The sequence below is a fragment of the Anaerotignum sp. genome (assembly GCF_031981185.1).
Classification (GTDB): domain Bacteria; phylum Bacillota; class Clostridia; order Lachnospirales; family Anaerotignaceae; genus Chakrabartyella.
Window position 1 is genome coordinate 51725 of sequence record NZ_DALYUL010000005.1, and the last position, 17658, is coordinate 69382.

Sequence of the window (17658 nt, forward strand, 5' to 3'; positions counted from 1 at the left end):
TAATGCTTGGTATATATATAGACACCCCTTAAAGTGCTATCTTCAATAAATAAGACAAAACCATGGTTTAACTGCTTTTTGGCACACTTGTCCCCAAACGGAAACAGAATTGTACCGAAACGCCAAAACAAAATAAATCCAATTGTCGAAAATTGTAGAATTTATATAATATATTATACCTACATTGTAATAAATTGTCAATTGATTGTGCAATTTTCTTATGTCGTACTTGCACATTTTGACGAAGTGTCCAATCTTTTTTGTTTGAACCTATTACAATTAATTTTTCTAGCAAAATAGGTATACACAATCACATCGGGCCTTATCAAATATAAAATAGCAGCTCTGGTATGGGCATTTTTAACCATCACTCATAAAACAAAGAAGCGCTTGTTCGCAAACAGCAGACTTTCTTAAACGAACAAAGCCCCGCAGATTCAAGCAGAATCTGCGGGGCTTTGAATATCCTTATTGATTTGAGGTACCGATCAGTACATTATCCTAAAGAACTGCACCTTCTCATCTAAAGTTTTAAATCATCTGTATTTTCAGTTCCCATGGGAATTTCGCTTCCGCAGATAGGACACTGAATTTCTGTTTCCGTTTCCATAGTTTCTCCATCCACATCAATTTCTTCTCCGCAACTAGGGCAGATAAAGGAATATAAATAAATGGGCTGGTTTTCTCCGTCTTCATCCTCAAATTTTTCCATATCTTCCATTTCTTCATCATCCATGAAGGTTTCCAGCATAAACGCCATATCATCTAATATTTCCAACATCCCGTGGAAAATTTTACCTTCCTTGCTGTTCTCGTCAAAGCCGCTTCCATCACACAGACCCCGAAGATAGGTAATTTTTTTTTCGAAATATTCCATGTTAAAAAGCCCCCTTTTCCATTCATGATTAATCAAAGAACTGTCCAATCGAAAAAATAGTAAGCACGAAAACTCACTCCCCCTATGAAACAGAAAATCACATATTTTAAATCAGGGCTTTTCTTAGGAGCTTGCTCTACCCAAATATTCACCGGTTCTTGTATCAATTTTAACCACTTCATCCTGATTGATGAATAAAGGTACCTGAATCTGCGCACCTGTTTCCAAAATTGCAGGCTTTGTTGCACCCTGTGCAGTGTTGCCAGCAAATCCGGGCTCTGTTTCTGTAATCTTTAATTCTACAAACAATGGAGGCTCAATACCGAATACCTGACCGTCGTAAGAAAGAATTTTAACTACTTCATTTTCCTTTACGAACTCCAAAGCATCGCCAACCTCATCAGCGTTAATTGCAATCTGCTCATAAGTTTCAGAATTCATGAAATGATATAAATCACCATCGTTGTATAAATATTCCATGTCCTGTCTATCAATATGTGCTCTGGGCATTTTCTCAGTAGGTCTGAAGGTTTTTTCCAAAACAGCCCCTGTTTTTAAATTTTTGATTTTTGTACGCACAAACGCCGCACCTTTACCGGGCTTAACATGCTGGAATTCCAAAATTACATAGGGAGCGCCTTCGTATTCCATTGTTACGCCATTTCTAAATTCACCTGCAGAAATCATTCGTATTTCCTCCTCAAAATCATTTCATTCAAAATTCTTTCTACAATTTTTACATTGTATTTATAACAGACAGCGTCTTTCACGCCCTGAAATCAGCTTGAGCTTATACTCCATCTGCTTTCCTTTGTAAGCCCTTTTTTTCTTGCACTTACCTCGTCCGTTAGCCAATCATGCTTGCTTTTATAAAAAAGAAGCATATCCTTTTACATTCTAATGGAAAAGCCTTTATATTTCAATATAAACTTATTGAAAATAAGGTATTTTCTATCTTTTATTTCCCTTCACGCTTAAAATATTCTTTTAGCACCATTTTTTCTGCACCTCTTTTTATTTTTGTAACCAGCTGATCACGATTACAAATTGGCGCTGTCAAAATACAGGTCAAGCCTGCCCTGTGGCCACACCACATATCCGTAAAAACCTGATCCCCCACAATGGCGGTATTTTCCGGTGAAAGCTTCAACTTTTTCATCGCTTGTTTTAGCTTTCTAACTCCTGGTTTCCCAGCCTTATGCACCGCCAAGGTACGCAAGTTTTTGTTGAACAGTCGTACACGGGCCTTATTATTATTTGAAAGTATACAAAGGCGAAATCCTTGTTTTTTCAAAAAAAGAAATAACTCAACCAAATCCTTTTCTGGCTCCGCTATATCAAAGGGAGCTACCGTGTTATCAATATCAAACACCAGTCCCTTGATTCCCTTTGCTTTCAGTTCCTCCAAAGGTAGTTCATAAATAGATTTTATAAAAATATCTGGAAAAAAACGTTCTAAAATCATCTCACTCCAACCCTTCTCCATCCTTGCTCCAAAATGCATTTTCATCCACGTTCCCCAAGCGCTCACCGCTTAAATAGCGAATCATAATATCATCTGCGTCTCCTGTGACACCATAAAGCAGCTCCACCCGCTTTACCCGCATAACATTACGTGTACCAGAGCGAATCCTTCCGCATATCACAACATTGATGGCTTCCTCCACTAAAAAGCTGCCCAATTCCCTCCCACCCAAGGGTGCAGTCACTTTGGATTTCACCAACTCAATTTCCACGTCATATATGGTAAATTCCTCTGCTCTAGAAAAAACAGATTCAATCCGTCCATCCCTTGTTGGTATTGCTACACGCACCAAAAGCCCCCCAATCAAAACCAAACTGCATTTATTTACCTAACAGATTATCCAGAATAAAAGATGTTACAATTTTTCTTATTTCACAAAAAGAGATACTTCTTAAAATTCCTTTCTTTCAGGATATTTTAACCCTTTCCATCATAAATAAAGATTGCTTTTTAAATGTTTTTTCTTGTACATGGTTATTGTATCCGCTTTTTTGGCATTTTGTCAATTTTCAGTACATTTTTTTTGCATATATCTCGAAAAAAGTGTAAAATACTACCTATATATATTATTTCAATGAAGGAGCTGATTTTATATGGACGAAAGAATAAAAACTTTAGCATATAATCTGGTAAACTATTCCTGCCGCCTGCAGAAGGGGGAAAAATTGCTCATCAATTGCAATGGGATTCATCCCACACCCTTGGTAAAGCAAATTATTAAGGAAGTTTATAATGCAGGAGGAACTCCCTTTTTACAGGTCATGACAAACTCTTTAGAAAGAGAACTGCTTTTGGGCGCTACGGAAGATCAGCAAAAAATCATGGCTGAGGTGGATGGCCGTTTAATGGAACAGATGGATGCCTTCATTGGCGTTCGTGGGGAAGATAACATTACAGAGCAATCGGACGTTCCCAATGAAAAATTGGATTTACAAAATCGTTTCTACACCGACCCCGTGCATCACGGCATTCGTGTACCCCGTACAAAATGGGTGGTTTTGCGCTATCCCACAAACTCTATGGCACAATCTGCTCATACTAGCTTGGAGGATTTTGAGGATTTCTACTTTAACGTTTGCAATTTAGATTACAGCAAAATGAGTAAAGCTATGGATTCCTTGGTTGAGCTGATGAATAAAACCGATAAGGTACACCTCATCGCAAAAGATACAGATATCACTTTTTCCATTAAGGATATCCCTGCTGTCAAATGCGCAGGACGTTGCAATATCCCCGATGGCGAGGTTTACACCGCTCCCGTAAGAAACTCCATCAACGGTGTTATTACCTATAATACCCCATCTGAATACAACAGCTTTACCTTTAAAGATGTAAAGTTGACCTTTCAGGATGGTAAAATCGTGGACTGTGATGGGAACGATAAAGAACGTCTGGAAAAAATCTTTAATACTGATGAAGGCGCAAGATATGTTGGAGAATTCGCCATCGGCGTAAATCCCTACATTACAAAGCCTATGAACAATATCTTGTTCGACGAAAAAATTGCTGGAAGTATCCATTTCACCCCCGGTAACTGCTACGATGATGCCTATAATGATAACCACTCCGCAATCCACTGGGATTTGGTTTTAATCATGACTCCTGAATACGGCGGCGGCGAAATTTGGTTTGATGATAAGCTCATTCGCAAGGATGGCATTTTTGTTCTGCCGGAGTTAGAGGTTTTGAACCCCGAAAATTTGAAATAATGGCGAAAAAGTAGAAAACCTCGGCTTTATTGTTGACAGGGTTCTTTGCTTTATAGTAAAATCCTATATAAGATAAACTGGCTGTGAAAAGAAGAGTAAACAATCCCGCTATGTAAAAAGAGAGCCTTAAAGGCAACATTTGCCTTCGCTGAAAATAGGCACAGGAGCAGTTGTTGAATATGGTCTTGGAGCCGCGCACCGAAAGAATTTTTTCTTTAGGCTGCGACGGGTGCGCCCGTTAAAGCGCAAAGGTACGATTTTGTACCCAGTGAGGTCTTTTTCGTGAGGAAAAGGCGAATTAAGGTGGTAACACGGTAAATAGCCGTCCTTTGTAATTTTATGAAGGGCGGTTTTTTGATTTCTAAGGTGCTTGCTGTAAAATCAGTTTGAAACCTATGCTATAAAAAATCATTTACAAATCGGACAAGTTCTGCATTTTAGATACTATAAAAGGAGAGAGAATTGTGGAAAAAGAAAAATTTTATATCACCACCCCCATTTACTACCCCAGTGATAAACTGCATATCGGCCATTCCTATTGCACTGTGGCAACAGATACCATGGCACGTTATAAAAGATTGCGGGGTTATGACGTTATGTTCCTTACAGGAACAGACGAGCATGGTCAAAAGATCGAGCGTATTGCAAATAGCCAAGGCAAAGAGCCAAAGGAATATATCGACAATATTGTGGTAGGTATCAAAGAGCTTTGGAAAACTTTAAACATTTCTTATGATAAATTTATCCGTACTACAGATGATTACCATGTAAAAGCAGTACAACAAATTTTCAAACAACTTTATGATCAAGGAGACATTTATAAAAGCTCCTATGAAGGTTGGTATTGCACCCCTTGTGAGTCCTTCTTTACAGAGCATCAGCTGGTAAATGGCAAATGCCCTGACTGCGGACGTGACGTGGAATTGGTAAAGGAAGAAAGCTATTTCTTCCGCCTTTCCAAATATCAGGATCGTATTTTGAAATACATGGAAGAAAATACAGAGTTCCTGCAACCAAACACTCGCCAAAACGAAATGATTAATAACTTTTTAAAACCAGGCTTGGAAGATTTAGCAGTTTCTCGTACTTCTTTCAAATGGGGTGTTCCTGTGGAATTTGACCCTGGGCATATCGTTTATGTTTGGATTGATGCTCTTTCCAACTATATCACCGCTTTGGGCTATGGTTCCGAGGATGACAGCCTGTTCCAGAAATACTGGCCTGCAGATGTCCACGTGGTTGGTAAAGAAATCGTTCGTTTCCACTCTATTATTTGGCCTGCTATGCTGATGGCATTGAATCTTCCTCTGCCCAAGCAAATTTTTGGACACGGCTGGTTGGTTATCAACGGTGGCAAAATGTCGAAATCCGTAGGTAATGTGGTTGACCCTAACGTATTGGTTGAGAAATATGGCGTGGACGCTATCCGTTACTTCCTATTAAGAGAAGTCGCTTTCGGACAAGACGGTAACTTTAATAATGAAGCATTAATCCAGCGTATTAACTCCGACTTAGCAAATGACCTAGGTAACCTGGTATCCAGAACCGTTGGTATGATTGAAAAATATTTTGGCGGAAGATTGCCTGATGCTCGTACAGAAACTCCTTTTGATAAGGAATTAGAAACAGTAGCTCTGGGCACAGCGGAAAAAGTAGAAGCGGCTATGGAAAAAATGTTCTTTAGTGACGCCTTAATGGAAATTTGGAACTTAATTCGCAGAACCAACAAATATATTGATGAAACACAACCTTGGATTCTTTGTAAAGATGAAGCAAAACAGGGTGAACTGGCAAACGCTTTATATCATGTTGCCGAAAGCATCAGAATCACTTCAATTTTGATTCAGCCCTTCATCCCCTCCACACCCGAAAAAATTTGGGCGCAGTATAACATGGAAAGTAATCTTGTGGAATGGGAAATGGCAAAAAAATGGGGATTATTGCCCTTTGAATTGAAAGTGGAAAAAGGCGAATCCCTTTTCCCACGTATTGATATGAAAAAAGAATTGGCAGAATTAGAAGCAGCAATTAAAGCTTCTCAGTCTACCGCTGTAGCAAACCAAGGCAAAGAAGAAAAGAAAGAAGAGAAAAAGGAAACACCTAAAAAGCATGAAGAACCTGAATACCCGGCTGAAATTTCCATTGATGATTTTTGCAAAGTACAGCTTAAGGTAGGCGAAGTTATTGAGAGCTCTGTTGTAGAAAATTCCAAAAAACTTCTGCGTAATGTGATTCGCATCGGCGATGAAGAAAGAGTTGTTTTCTCCGGCATTAAAGAGTGGTACACACCTGAAGAAATGGTGGGTAAACGTGTTGTGGTTGCCTATAATTTAAAACCAAGAAAAATGATGGGCGAGATGTCCTATGGAATGATTCTTTGCGCCGATGACGGAAACGGCAATTTGAGTCTATTAACCACAGAAAAGAAAGACTTCCCCAGCGGAAGTGGAATTAGCTAATGTACTTTGAATCTCATGCACATTTAGATGATAAGCGGTTCAAAGAGGATCGGGAGGAGCTTTTAGGGCTTCTCCCCTCTTGCGGTATAGACTATGTGGTAAACGTTGGCTGTGATGTGAAAAGCTCAAAGCAAAGCATTCGCCTTGCTGAACGTTATGACTACATTTTCGCCTCCGTAGGCATTCATCCCCATGAACTGTATGATATGTCATCCCAAACCATAGAGGAACTCCGTCGCCTCTCCCTGCATAAAAAAGTAGTTGCTATTGGGGAAATTGGTTTGGACTATTATTATGATACACATCCAAGAGAACTGCAACAATTTTGGTTCCGTCAACAGCTTCGTCTTGCAGAATTTGTTAACAAACCTGTAATAATTCATTCACGAGATGCGTCACAGGAAACTTTTGATATCATGTCCACAAGTAACGTGCGCAAGGGTGTCATCCACTGCTATTCAGGTTCAGCACCAATGGCGGTTGAATACACAAAAATGGGGTTTTATATCGGAATTGGGGGAGTGGTGACATTTCCAAATGCGAAAAAAATGGTAGAAGTGGTGGAGGCAATACCCCTAGAGAAAATTTTAATTGAGACAGACAGCCCTTATTTAGCTCCTACACCCAACCGTGGAAAGCGTAACGACCCCAGGAATTTGGAATATATTGTAACAAAAATCGCCGAAATTAAGAATATTTCCCCAGAAAACGTGGCAAATATTACTAGTAAAAATGCACAAAATTTATTCTTTTAAAAAAACGTTGCATAAATGTTACAAATATGTTAATATACTATCTGTAAAGTAAAGGTATATCAATACGATATATCTTTATTTTTGCAGTTGTTCGTAAAAAGAAAAGAAAAAGCATGCGGAAGTGACGACTCCCCATGTAAATACGACTGCGGCTCAGCCTTTCCAAAAGGCATGAGCAAAGGCATAAGAATCTATATGTCTATCATAAATACGAGAGGAGCAACCCCTCTGCTATTACCCACATAATCGGCAGGCAGGGTCGTGTTCAAGGAGGAAAAAATGAAAACGCATCTTAGAGTATTTGCTATCGTGGTATTTATATTGGTGATTGGCTGCGGCTCGGCCTCTGCTTACAGCAAACAAAATACACAGTCTGTATTCGTAAATGTGGACGGCGTACCTCGTATGGTATCCACAGACGCTCAAACCGTTGGTGACTTGCTGGAGGAACTCTCCGCTACTATTGACACAGAATATCTTTTGAGCGATTATAAAAAAACAGACGCTGTAACAGATATGATGACCATTTCTCTCACCTCAGTAACTGAAAAAATTGTTGCTACAACTGATGTTGTACCCTATGAAACAGTGGAAAAATCTTCTTCCGATTTGAAACCAGGCGAACGTCGCGTAGTTCAGGAAGGAAAAGAAGGTCAGACTGCCATTGTAACAAAGGAAGTATATCATGGCGACAAATTAGTAAGTACAGAGCCTGTGGAAACAAAAGTTATCACAAATGCAGTAAACAAAGTCATTGAGGTTGGTGCTGCCAACGTCATTAGCGGCATGACTTATCAAAAAGCAATCAATGCAAAAGTAACAGCATATACACCTTTCGACGCTGGCTGTAATGGTATCACAGCATCAGGCGCCACAGCAAAAAAGGGTGTTATCGCAGTAGATCCTAGGGTAATTCCCTTGGGCAGTAAGGTTTATGTTCCCGGCTATGGTGTAGCCATTGCTGCGGATACAGGCGGCGCAATTAAGGGCAACCGTATTGACGTCTGTTATGAAACGAAAAATGAAGCATTTTCTTGGGGTGTACAAAACGTGACCGTTTACGTTTTATCCTAATCAAAGAAAATAAATATAAAAAACCACGATACAAAAGACCAAGTCAATGACTTGGTCTTTTTCCATGCAACATATATTATTTTGTTACCTTTCCGCTGTAAAACAGGAAAGAACTCTGGCGCAAACATATCCAATCCCTAAATATAATTATTGCACTTCTTTGCCCTTCCATCGACTTAAAATAGGAAAAGCAAAAAAGGGAATACAAACAAGGGCAAAAATAATCCAGTTTATGAATGTAACGCCCGAACCATTGCTAACAATATTTTCATACTTCAAATTCATATACAACCATAGCATCATCTGCCATAAACAAAGAATAGGCATAGCAATCAATAATATCTCTGTTAAAACGGAAAACCCAATTTTCCATGCTCCCTCTTTCACTTTGTAATTGCCAAGGAGAAGCAAAAGAGCAATCACAATGGGAAGATAGGGTGGTAAAATAACCCACAAGAAATATTTATCTCTATAAAGTTCCGAAAAACCCCAAGGAAAAAGCAGGGCTACCCACGAAAAAAACATTATACTGAAAAATATCTTTTTCCCCCGTTCCGTAGAAAACACATCTATCTCCCCCATCACATAATCTTATTGATATTCCTTCTTCCAACGTCTTAAAGCAGGATAAGCAAATATTGGTATAAAAGTAAGGAAAAATGCAATCCAAAATTGAGGATAAGCCGTTCTCAAACCTATAGAAAGACTAATTTCTCCTGTAATGCACAACGTATGCCATGTCATCAATTGCCAAATGTATGCCAAGGGGAAGGTAAATAGACAAATCTCAATGAAAACAGGAAAGCTGCGTTTTATATTCTCTTTCTCAGGTACTAAATTACAAAATAGCCCTAATAGAAACATTTGAATCATTACATACTGAAAGCCATAAAATCCCCACCAATAGCCTGTTTCCTGAGGACCAAAGGAAAACCAAGGCAATAGTATTCCCAACCAAGAGAACAGCATGATTTTAATAAATGTCTTTCTTCCCCATTCTGAAGTAAACATACTATTTCCTCCCGATCATGAACGCTAACGAATTATGCAACTCCCAAATGTTCTTTCTCTTAATATATTCTATAATTTTCCATTTTCTATTGCAATTAAAAATTTCTTACAAATCAATTATTTCCGATTTTTCAACAGATTCTTCCAGTAATCTATCTAATTCTGTCAATCGACGCTCGGATTTCTCAATAAAACTCAATCTAGGCTTTGTTACAGGATGCTTAGCAACAAATACCGTGCAACAATCCTCATAAGGTCTGGCTGAAATTTCGAAGGTACCTATTTTCTGCGCAAGATTTATGATCTCCTGTTTATCCATTCCTGCCAAGGGACGCAAAACTGGTATTTCGCAAACTGCATTAATGGCATAAATCCCCTGCATGGTCTGGCTGGCAACCTGTCCTACGCTTTCACCGGTGATCAGTGCCATGGCTTCGTCCTTTTTGGCAATCATCTCACCTGCACGCATCATAGCACGTTTCAGGTGAATGGTGAGCTTATCATGGGCAACGTTATCCAGTAAATATAACTGTAGTTCTGTAAAAGGCACTACATAAAGGCGAAATTCCCCTGTAAAATCGGCAATTCTTTTCGCCAAATCAATGACCTTTTCTTTTGCCCATTCGCTGGTGTAAGGAGGACTGTGGAAATAAACGCCTTCCACCTCAACGCCTCGCTTCGCCATCATCCAAGTAGCCACAGGGCTGTCAATGCCACCAGAAAGAAGGCTAACCCCTTTGCCTGAACTACCATAGGGCAAACCGCCGTAGGTCTTGATCCCCTTGGAATGAATATACACGCTGTTTCTGATTTCAATATTCAACATTACGTCAGGTTTATGCACATCCACCTTTAGATTTGGCATTTGCTCCAGTAAATACTCCCCAACTTTCATATTCATATCCATTGAGGGTATGGTAAAGCCTTGATTCGCCCTTCTCGTCTTCACCTTAAAGGAAATCTGTTGGTCGCCATACTGCTCCTTCATATGGCGGTGTGCTTCCTCTAAAATAGTTTCATAGGTCATATCCGCCAAACGAACCCCAGGACATACCTCCACCAAACCAAAAATAGGCACCACCCGAGGAATCAGCAAATCATAATCCAATTCGCCACTTCTATCCTCAACGATCAATCTGCCCGGATCTCTAACCACATAATAATTCCCCAACGGGTCAATATTTCTGCGGATAGCGGAAATCAGACGATTAATAAAAATGTAGCGGTTATTGCCTCTCATTGCAATTTCACCATATTTTATGATTAAAACCTTTTCTGCCATAATGCTCCCCTTTTTATCTGTTATATTTTCTTAAAAATGGCACAGACTTTTCCAATGCCAATAAGCAAGTTTCAATTTCTTCCATGGTATTATATCTGGAGAAGCTAAAGCGCACTGCCCCTTCTATTTCCGAAAAAGGCATTCCCATCGCCATAAGCACAGGGCTTCCTACTTTCTTTTTGCTGTCACAAGCGGAGCCTGCGGAAACAATAATACCCTTACTTTCCAAGTCATGAAGTAAAACTTCACTGCGCAAGCCCTCAAAGGTAACATTCAAAACATAAGGACTGGCATCTTCTAATCCATCCCCATTTATTTTTGTATTGGGCATGGCTAAAATCCCTTCCGCCAAAGATTTCTTTAACCCAGACACGTGGGCAATACTCTCTTGCATGTGGTGAAAGGCTTCCTCCGCGGCAACGCCTAAAGCTGCCACAGCAGGGCCATTTTCCGTGCCCGCTCTTTGTGCTTTTTGCTGACCACCGCCTAGAATAAAAGGTTTTACCTTTGTACCCTTTCGCATATACAACATCCCTACACCCTTAGGGCCATGAATTTTATGTCCACTCATGGTAAGAAGATCAATCTTCATCTTTTCCACATCTATGGGGTACTTACCAAAGGCTTGCACTGCATCAACATGAAATAATGTCTGAGGATTTTTTTCTTTTATCAGCTTCCCGATTGTCGCTCCATCCTGCACCACCCCAGTTTCATTATTCACTAAAATAATACTAACCAATACAGTATCAGGGCGGATTGCCTTTTCTAACTCATCCAATGAAATATGCCCTTTGGAATCAACAGAGAGCCAAGTTACTTCGCACCCTTTCTCCTCCAATGCCTTCATAGGGTTTTTCACCGCAGGATGCTCAATCTGCGTCGTAATGAAATGTCTACCGTGCCTTTGATAGCCTTCTGCCGTACCAAAAATTGCCCAGTTATCTCCTTCTGTGCCACCACTGGTAAAAAACACTTCTTCTTCCTTGCAATGAATTCCACGGGCTAAAATCTGAGATGCGTGGCGTATCTCCTTATCCACCTCTAAGCCCATTATGCTTACAGAGGCGGGGTTTCCAAACTGCTCCGTGAGCATATACGTCATTTTTTCCGCCACAGCAGGCAAAGCCCTTGTGGTAGCGGCATTATCCAAATAAATCATCTTACTCCTCCTTAACCTAACTCGTACAGCAAAATAGCAAGGGCAGTCATACCCGCCGTTTCTGTACGCAAAATCCGCTTACCAAGGGTAACAGGCAACACCCCTGCATCTATGGCTCCTTGAATCTCGTCTTCTGTAAAGCCTCCTTCAGGACCGATGAAAACGCCCATATCTGTCCCCGAAAAGCTTTCCACAAAAGAACGTATCCCTCTTTTTTCTTCTTTTTCATAAGGAATGATGGCTCCAGATAGGTTTTTTGCCTCCGCTAAAGCCTCGGGAAAGCGCAGAACCTTTGGTGCAATTTCAGGTATTTTTCCTCTTCCACTTTGCTTTGCAGCGGCCTCAGCAATTTTTTGCCAACGATCCAGCTTTTTTTCCTCTTTTTTATCCAGTTTTACAATGCAGCGCTCTGTAGAAACGGCAACAATACGATCTACACCTAATTCTACACATTTTTGAATAATAAGCTCCATTTTATCTGCCTTAGGCAAGCCCTGATAAAGAGTGATTTTCGTTTTTGGCTCCGACTGGCATAGCTCTCTAGAGAGAATTTCCGCTGTAACGCCTTCGTCTAATGAGGCAATACGGCAAAAATAATCTGTCCCTAGTCCATCACATAGGGTAATTTCCTCCCCTTCTCGAGCGCGCAGTACCGTCTTAATATGCTTTGCATCCTCCCCAGTAACTTGGATGAGGTTTTCTTTTATTTGATGAGGTTCTACAAAAAATTTTGGCATCTCTTATCCCTCATAGCGAGCCGCAATGGCTACCCAACCCTTTTTCTCTTTTACTTCCAATATGGAATATCCACCAGCAGTCAAAGCAGATAATACATCCTCTTTCCGCTCGATGATAATGCCACTACATAGAAAAACACCGCCATCTTTAATATAATCAGGCACTTTTTTCGTTAATGCAATAATCACATCGGCAACAATATTTGCCTCCACCATATCATACTTTTTCCCGCTGTATTTTTTATGAAGAGCTTCATCCTCCAAAATATTACCTGCACAAACATGATACTTTTCTCGGGGAATATCATTACGATCACTGTTTTCATAAGCAATCTCCATGGCATTTGGATCAATATCTACGGCATCCGCTTCCTTTGCTTCCAGCAAAAGAGATGCGATAGACAGGATGCCACTGCCACAACCAATATCTAAAACCATATCGTCTTTCTTCAAGTATGTTTCAATAAGCTCCATACAAAGCTGGGTGGTTTCATGGGTTCCTGTTCCGAAAATATGGCCGGGGTCAATCTTCAATATCACCTTATCCGTTGGAGCAATCAATTCTTCCCAAGAGGGTTTAATCATGATTTTTTCTCCAACAGGAAAAGGCTTAAAGTATTTCTTCCAATTGTTCGCCCAATCCTCTTCTTGTACGTTTTTCATTGTCATTTCCAGTGAGCCTAAATCCAGTTCTTTTTCCTGCTCCTTAATCACAGTCAATGCACTCTTGATTTGCGCCAGTTGCTCCTTGCCATACAAGTTATCTCTCAAGAAAAAGGTTATTCCTGTTTCCAATTTTTGCTTTTCTTCCACCAGCTCGTCGGCTACATAGTCCCAATCTCTATTGGGGGCATCCAAAAATTCTTGAAAATCCGCCTCATCACTAATCATCAGTCCTGTTAGACCGCACTCGTATAATAAGCCTGCAATCGGCTCCAGCCCTGTTTGACTTACTGCTACAAAAACTTCAATCCATTCCATGGTATTACTCCTTTTATGCGTATTTTCAATTTTGTTACATGAAAAAACCGCTGGGACACCCTCTCATAAAGAAGCAATTCATTTACTTCCTTACGGGAGAGCATCAAGCGGCTCTTTTTGCTGTCAGTCGCCGCAATTGCGTCGGACTCGGACTTAATCCTCAAACAGTTGGCATACCTCACGGTAGCTTTCCGGCGTACCGATATCGTAGCATTCTTCCGTAAATGTATAGGCATACACTTCTTTGCGTCGATACAGCCAAGCGGGAAAATTCCCCGGTGCATCAGGCTTATTCCCCTCTGCCAAATAAGTGGCAAAAAGAGGTACCGTTTCCTTTTTATATAAGTACGTGGCAAACACGACAGTATTTGATTTTGGTTGTTTCGGTTTCTCTTCAATATCAAGAACCAATCCTTTATCATCCAAAAGGGCAATCCCAAACTGGGATAAAGACTCCTTGTCCTCCCAAACTTTCACACAAACACAATCCCGATTCTTTTCACGGAAGTAGTCCACATAATCCTTTAAAGAATAGGTAAAAAAATTATCCCCAGCAATGACCATCAACTCGTCATCAATCTTCATCTCCTGAATAACAAAGGAAATGTCTCCAATTGCTCCCCGTTTGTTGCTGTCATCCGTGGTTCCATCATCTAGAATAAAAATGGGAACATTACTGTGAACCGTTTGCGTCCAGTCTAAAAACTGCTCATAAAAACGGCTGTTGGTAACCACATATATTTCATCCAAACCTTTTACATGGTTCATTTCATCAATAATATAATCAATAATCGGCTTTTTATTAATCGGGAGCAAAGCCTTAGACTTATGCAAAGTTAAAGGATATAGCCTTGTTGCATAGCCTGCCGCCAATATTATGGCTTTCATATTTGCGCCTCCTTCGTTACTCCAATGCCACACTTTCCCCAAAAATATCTTCTACAATTTGTTGAAATACCTTCGGTAACGGTGCATTGAGGGTTTTTCCCTTCAAATAGCTTAAAGAACCGTCCGCGTTGGAAAAAACAAGCCTTGCCCCATGTAAAAACTGGTTTGACAGACCAAAGTTCTGCCTAAATTCTTGATTTACCCCGGTATCTCCATATTTTCGGTCCCCCACAACCGGATGCCCCATGGCCTGCATATGGGCGCGGATTTGATGGGTTTTTCCTGTAATTAAGTGAATCTCCAAGAGGGTATAACCCTCACAATAGGCTAAGGGACGATAATGGGTAATGCTTTCCTTCCCATCAATCCCTGCTTCCTTTGAAATGCGCACTTGGTTTTTTCCCTCTTCTTTGGAAAGAAAAGCGGATATCTTCCCGGCTTGTTTTACCTCTCCTTGAACCAGCGTAAGGTAATACTTGTCCATTTGTTTGTTACGAATGGCCTCATTCAGACTCTGCACGCCTTTTAGGGTTTTTCCTGCCAGTACAATACCGCTGGTGTTCCTGTCTAAGCGGTTGCATAAAGCAGGGGTAAAGGTACTCTCCTTAGAAGGTGCATACTGCCCTTTTTCAAAGAGGTAAAATAAAACCTGATCAATTAATGTATCCTTATCCTCGCTCTTTTCTGGGTGGGTTAAAAGTCCTGCGGGCTTTGCCACCGCAAGAACATCATCATCCTCATAAATGATGGCAAAATGACGCTCTGCTTGGGAAACCACCTTTTCTTCCATAAAAGAGCACATGGTATCCTCGGAAAGATACAGCGAAAGGGAGTCGCCCGCTCGGAGTAACTCGTTGCCTTCCGCCTTTTTCCCATTATATTTAATGCGTTTTTTTCTCAGCATCTTATAAATAAAGGCTTTAGACGCCTTATTCATATATTTCAGCAGGAATTTATCCAGCCTTTGATTTTCTTCGCTTTTGGTAATTCTGATCTCTTTCAATACGTTCTCCTTTAGCTGTGAATCCAAGCAAGATATGCGCTGATAAAGGGATCAATCTCTCCATCCATAACTGCACCAACGTTGCCTGTTTCTTCGCCTGTACGGTGATCCTTTACCATAGTATAGGGCATAAATACATAAGAGCGAATTTGACTGCCCCAGCCAATTTCTTTTACGTCCCCTCTGATCTGGGCAAGCTTTTGCATCTGCTCCTCAATTTTCAAAGCAAGAAGCTTGCTTTTCAGCATTTTAAAAGCTCTATCCTTATTGCTGAACTGGCTTCTTTCATCCTGACATTGTACCACAGTCCCTGTAGGGAAGTGGGTAATACGGATTGCAGAGGATGTTTTATTAACGTGCTGACCGCCTGCGCCGCTGGCACGGTAAGTATCAATACGAATGTCATCGGGCTTTACTTCAATTTCATTATCGTTTTCGATTTCAGGCATAATATCGCAGGATGCAAAAGACGTATGGCGTCTGCCTGAGCTGTCAAAAGGTGAAACACGAACCAAGCGATGAATGCCCTTTTCTGACTTCAAATAGCCATAGGCATTTTCACCATTTACCTGAATGGTAACAGATTTTATGCCTGCCTCATCTCCATCCAGCATATCCAAAATTTCCACTTCATAACCTGCCTTTGCCGCCCATTTGCTATACATACGGAACAGCATATTGGTCCAATCGCAAGCCTCTGTGCCACCGGTCCCTGCATGCAGGGTAACAATGGCGTTATTACGGTCATATTCCCCATCCAGCATCGTTGCGATATGAAGCTCCTCAAATTCAGATTCAAACGTATTGCGCATTGCCTTTACTTCTTCATACACACTATCATCCTGCTCCTCAATACCCATTTCAATGAGGGTGAGGATGTCTTCATAGGTGGTAATCAATGTCTCAAATTTGCCCACCTTATTTTTCAGCGCCTTTAATTGCTGCAAGGTTTTCTGGCTTTTTTCCAAGTCGCCCCAAAATTCAGGGTCAGCGGAAAGTTCTTCTAATTCGGTTATCTTCTCCTTTGCGCCAGCGACGTCAAAGTGAAGCCCCCATTTCCTCTAATTTTTCGTCGTAAGCGGAAAGCCCCAGACGGATCTGTTCTAACTCGAACATTTAAAAATCAACTCCTTTAAAAAATGAAATATATAATCATGTGCAAAATACAATGCATGGTCAATTTCTGAGGACTCTGTAAAAAGTTAAGTTCTCAGGGCACTATCCCGAACCCTGCAACCCTTTTAAAAAGGCTTGCGCGAAACTATTATATGCTAAAATGCATTTTTGCCATGAATATTAACAAACGTATCCCCACATATGCTATCTTTGTGACCTTGAACCTTTAACCTTTTAACCCCATGTAAATAGCATTCAATAAAAGTTAGTGGGTGTGGGTGAAACCACGCGATCCTAAGTCAAGTTCTCAGAACGATGTCCCGAAAACTGCAAGCCTTAAAAAGGCTTGAAAGAAGCTTCTATCTGAAATGAATTTTATTAATGCAATGCATTTTAAAAACACACCTTAAACCATTATGCTTCCAAAGTAAAACAAACTGTTTTTCTAAATCCGGCTTTGATCCTTTTGAAATACAATATAATTACCAGAAAAGGATGCCTCGAAGTCCCCGATAGAAACCCAATGCCGTGGCCAGTTATATTCCAAATAGCAGGAAGGATGATGTATTAGAAAAGCTACAGGATTTCCCCCCTCATCCACCTCACAGCCATAGGCTACCACCAAATGACCGCCTTTGCCATAGGGGTTTCCGTTTTCGTCTTGTTGTCCCCCTGCAAATCTGGGAGAAACAGAAATGATGCAGGGTTTCCCCCCTTCGATTTCCCCAACAACATCTAAGGCATTCTTTCCTCGATAGGCAACAGCCAAAAGGCCGTATTCCCCTGCCATCTCTGCTAACCCCTGATGAATCCAGCCCACACCTTGTTTATAGGCTTCTTTTTTCAGCCCCTTGTGAATCATTGTGCCTTGCTTTTCACAGTAAGATTCACCTGCTTGCTGCAAAAACCCGTCAATGACCATTCGCAAAGATGCAATGCCACATCCCCTTATTTCCCAGCTTAGGCCTTCCTGAAAATCTAAAAAGCCATCGGCCATCCAGCTCTCCTCAGTGACCCGCTGGGTATAGAAAGGTATGGAAAAGGGTATTTCAATGATTTTATTCATATCTCTCCCCCCA

The 17658-nt window shown here is 40.7% G+C and carries 18 protein-coding genes and 1 other annotated feature; of the genes, 4 read left to right on the forward strand and 14 right to left on the reverse strand.

Translation table 11 applies throughout. The features are described from left to right. Nucleotides 1-523: 523 nt before the first annotated feature. From RTK36_RS03935 to RTK36_RS03950, 4 genes are all read right to left on the reverse strand, one after another. The gene (locus RTK36_RS03935; RefSeq protein ID WP_312044559.1) at nucleotides 524-877 is read right to left on the reverse strand and encodes a CD1247 N-terminal domain-containing protein; all 354 of its coding nucleotides are present in this window, start codon (nucleotides 875-877) and stop codon (nucleotides 524-526) included. 123 nt (nucleotides 878-1000) lie between these two features. Next, nucleotides 1001-1564 (reverse strand): elongation factor P, encoded by a 564-nt coding sequence (efp, locus tag RTK36_RS03940; RefSeq protein WP_312044561.1) that lies wholly within the window; start codon nucleotides 1562-1564, stop codon nucleotides 1001-1003. 271 nt (nucleotides 1565-1835) lie between these two features. Further along, complete coding sequence (locus RTK36_RS03945) at nucleotides 1836-2387, reverse strand: YqeG family HAD IIIA-type phosphatase (protein ID WP_312044563.1); 552 nt, start codon at nucleotides 2385-2387, stop codon at nucleotides 1836-1838. Next, nucleotides 2344-2691 carry a NifB/NifX family molybdenum-iron cluster-binding protein gene (locus RTK36_RS03950; RefSeq protein WP_312044565.1) on the reverse strand — a complete coding sequence of 116 codons (348 nt, stop codon included), beginning with the start codon at nucleotides 2689-2691 and terminating at the stop codon, nucleotides 2344-2346. Before RTK36_RS03950 ends, RTK36_RS03945 begins: the two co-directional genes overlap by 44 nt. A 304-nt stretch (nucleotides 2692-2995) precedes the next feature. Between RTK36_RS03950 and RTK36_RS03955 the strand changes: the two genes are divergently transcribed. From RTK36_RS03955 to RTK36_RS03970, 4 genes are all read left to right on the forward strand, one after another. Continuing rightward, nucleotides 2996-4111: an aminopeptidase gene (locus RTK36_RS03955; RefSeq protein WP_312044567.1), complete on the forward strand. Its 1116-nt coding sequence runs from the start codon at nucleotides 2996-2998 to the stop codon at nucleotides 4109-4111. 74 nt (nucleotides 4112-4185) lie between these two features. Further along, nucleotides 4186-4444 (forward strand) — a binding site (T-box leader). A gap of 131 nt (nucleotides 4445-4575) precedes the next feature. After that, entirely contained in the window at nucleotides 4576-6570 is a 1995-nt protein-coding gene (gene metG, locus RTK36_RS03960; RefSeq protein WP_312044569.1) for a methionine--tRNA ligase, read from the forward strand. Continuing rightward, nucleotides 6570-7325: a TatD family hydrolase gene (locus RTK36_RS03965; RefSeq protein WP_312044571.1), complete on the forward strand. Its 756-nt coding sequence runs from the start codon at nucleotides 6570-6572 to the stop codon at nucleotides 7323-7325. The genes metG and RTK36_RS03965 overlap by 1 nt, the downstream gene beginning before the upstream one ends. A gap of 279 nt (nucleotides 7326-7604) precedes the next feature. Further along, on the forward strand, nucleotides 7605-8399 hold the full coding sequence (locus tag RTK36_RS03970) for a 3D domain-containing protein (RefSeq protein WP_312044573.1): 795 nt from the start codon (nucleotides 7605-7607) through the stop codon (nucleotides 8397-8399). Nucleotides 8400-8546: 147 nt separating this feature from the next. On the opposite strand, the gene RTK36_RS03975 is transcribed toward RTK36_RS03970, so the two are convergent. From RTK36_RS03975 to RTK36_RS04020, 10 genes are all read right to left on the reverse strand, one after another. Then, nucleotides 8547-8966, reverse strand: a complete 420-nt coding sequence (locus RTK36_RS03975; RefSeq protein ID WP_312044575.1) for a hypothetical protein — start codon at nucleotides 8964-8966, stop codon at nucleotides 8547-8549. 24 nt (nucleotides 8967-8990) lie between these two features. Next, nucleotides 8991-9410, reverse strand: coding sequence for a hypothetical protein (locus tag RTK36_RS03980; protein ID WP_312044577.1), 420 nt, complete (start codon nucleotides 9408-9410; stop codon nucleotides 8991-8993). A 106-nt stretch (nucleotides 9411-9516) separates the two neighbouring features. After that, nucleotides 9517-10692 carry a tRNA uracil 4-sulfurtransferase ThiI gene (gene thiI, locus RTK36_RS03985; RefSeq protein ID WP_312044579.1) on the reverse strand — a complete coding sequence of 392 codons (1176 nt, stop codon included), beginning with the start codon at nucleotides 10690-10692 and terminating at the stop codon, nucleotides 9517-9519. 13 nt (nucleotides 10693-10705) lie between these two features. After that, nucleotides 10706-11854: a cysteine desulfurase family protein gene (locus RTK36_RS03990; protein ID WP_312044581.1), complete on the reverse strand. Its 1149-nt coding sequence runs from the start codon at nucleotides 11852-11854 to the stop codon at nucleotides 10706-10708. An 11-nt stretch (nucleotides 11855-11865) separates the two neighbouring features. Next, nucleotides 11866-12591 carry a 16S rRNA (uracil(1498)-N(3))-methyltransferase gene (locus RTK36_RS03995; RefSeq protein WP_312044583.1) on the reverse strand — a complete coding sequence of 242 codons (726 nt, stop codon included), beginning with the start codon at nucleotides 12589-12591 and terminating at the stop codon, nucleotides 11866-11868. Between the two features lie 3 nt (nucleotides 12592-12594). After that, complete coding sequence (gene prmA, locus RTK36_RS04000; protein ID WP_312044585.1) at nucleotides 12595-13572, reverse strand: 50S ribosomal protein L11 methyltransferase; 978 nt, start codon at nucleotides 13570-13572, stop codon at nucleotides 12595-12597. Nucleotides 13573-13725: 153 nt separating this feature from the next. Continuing rightward, complete coding sequence (locus tag RTK36_RS04005; RefSeq protein ID WP_312044588.1) at nucleotides 13726-14460, reverse strand: nucleotidyltransferase family protein; 735 nt, start codon at nucleotides 14458-14460, stop codon at nucleotides 13726-13728. A gap of 16 nt (nucleotides 14461-14476) precedes the next feature. Continuing rightward, on the reverse strand, nucleotides 14477-15463 hold the full coding sequence (locus tag RTK36_RS04010; RefSeq protein ID WP_312044590.1) for an RluA family pseudouridine synthase: 987 nt from the start codon (nucleotides 15461-15463) through the stop codon (nucleotides 14477-14479). 11 nt (nucleotides 15464-15474) lie between these two features. Further along, a protein-coding gene (gene prfB, locus RTK36_RS04015; protein WP_312044592.1) for a peptide chain release factor 2 occupies nucleotides 15475-16579 on the reverse strand; the annotation gives its coding sequence in 2 pieces (ribosomal slippage) (nucleotides 15475-16503 and nucleotides 16505-16579; 1104 coding nt in all). Between the two features lie 445 nt (nucleotides 16580-17024). Beyond that, a complete protein-coding gene (locus RTK36_RS04020; protein ID WP_312044594.1) occupies nucleotides 17025-17645 on the reverse strand; it encodes a C39 family peptidase in 621 nt (206 codons plus the stop codon). Nucleotides 17646-17658: the final 13 nt, after the last annotated feature.

Excerpts from the sequence above, each read along its gene's own strand:
- RTK36_RS03935 (WP_312044559.1), bottom strand. The coding sequence starts at position 877 with ATGGAATATTTCGAAAAAAAAATTACCTATCTTCGGGGTCTGTGTGAT.
- efp (WP_312044561.1), bottom strand. The coding sequence starts at position 1,564 with ATGATTTCTGCAGGTGAATTTAGAAATGGCGTAACAATGGAATACGAA.
- RTK36_RS03945 (WP_312044563.1), bottom strand. The coding sequence starts at position 2,387 with ATGAAAATGCATTTTGGAGCAAGGATGGAGAAGGGTTGGAGTGAGATG.
- RTK36_RS03955 (WP_312044567.1), top strand. The coding sequence starts at position 2,996 with ATGGACGAAAGAATAAAAACTTTAGCATATAATCTGGTAAACTATTCC.
- RTK36_RS03965 (WP_312044571.1), top strand. The coding sequence starts at position 6,570 with ATGTACTTTGAATCTCATGCACATTTAGATGATAAGCGGTTCAAAGAG.
- RTK36_RS03970 (WP_312044573.1), top strand. The coding sequence starts at position 7,605 with ATGAAAACGCATCTTAGAGTATTTGCTATCGTGGTATTTATATTGGTG.
- RTK36_RS03980 (WP_312044577.1), bottom strand. The coding sequence starts at position 9,410 with ATGTTTACTTCAGAATGGGGAAGAAAGACATTTATTAAAATCATGCTG.
- thiI (WP_312044579.1), bottom strand. The coding sequence starts at position 10,692 with ATGGCAGAAAAGGTTTTAATCATAAAATATGGTGAAATTGCAATGAGA.
- RTK36_RS03990 (WP_312044581.1), bottom strand. The coding sequence starts at position 11,854 with ATGATTTATTTGGATAATGCCGCTACCACAAGGGCTTTGCCTGCTGTG.
- RTK36_RS03995 (WP_312044583.1), bottom strand. The coding sequence starts at position 12,591 with ATGCCAAAATTTTTTGTAGAACCTCATCAAATAAAAGAAAACCTCATC.
- prmA (WP_312044585.1), bottom strand. The coding sequence starts at position 13,572 with ATGGAATGGATTGAAGTTTTTGTAGCAGTAAGTCAAACAGGGCTGGAG.
- RTK36_RS04005 (WP_312044588.1), bottom strand. The coding sequence starts at position 14,460 with ATGAAAGCCATAATATTGGCGGCAGGCTATGCAACAAGGCTATATCCT.
- RTK36_RS04020 (WP_312044594.1), bottom strand. The coding sequence starts at position 17,645 with ATGAATAAAATCATTGAAATACCCTTTTCCATACCTTTCTATACCCAG.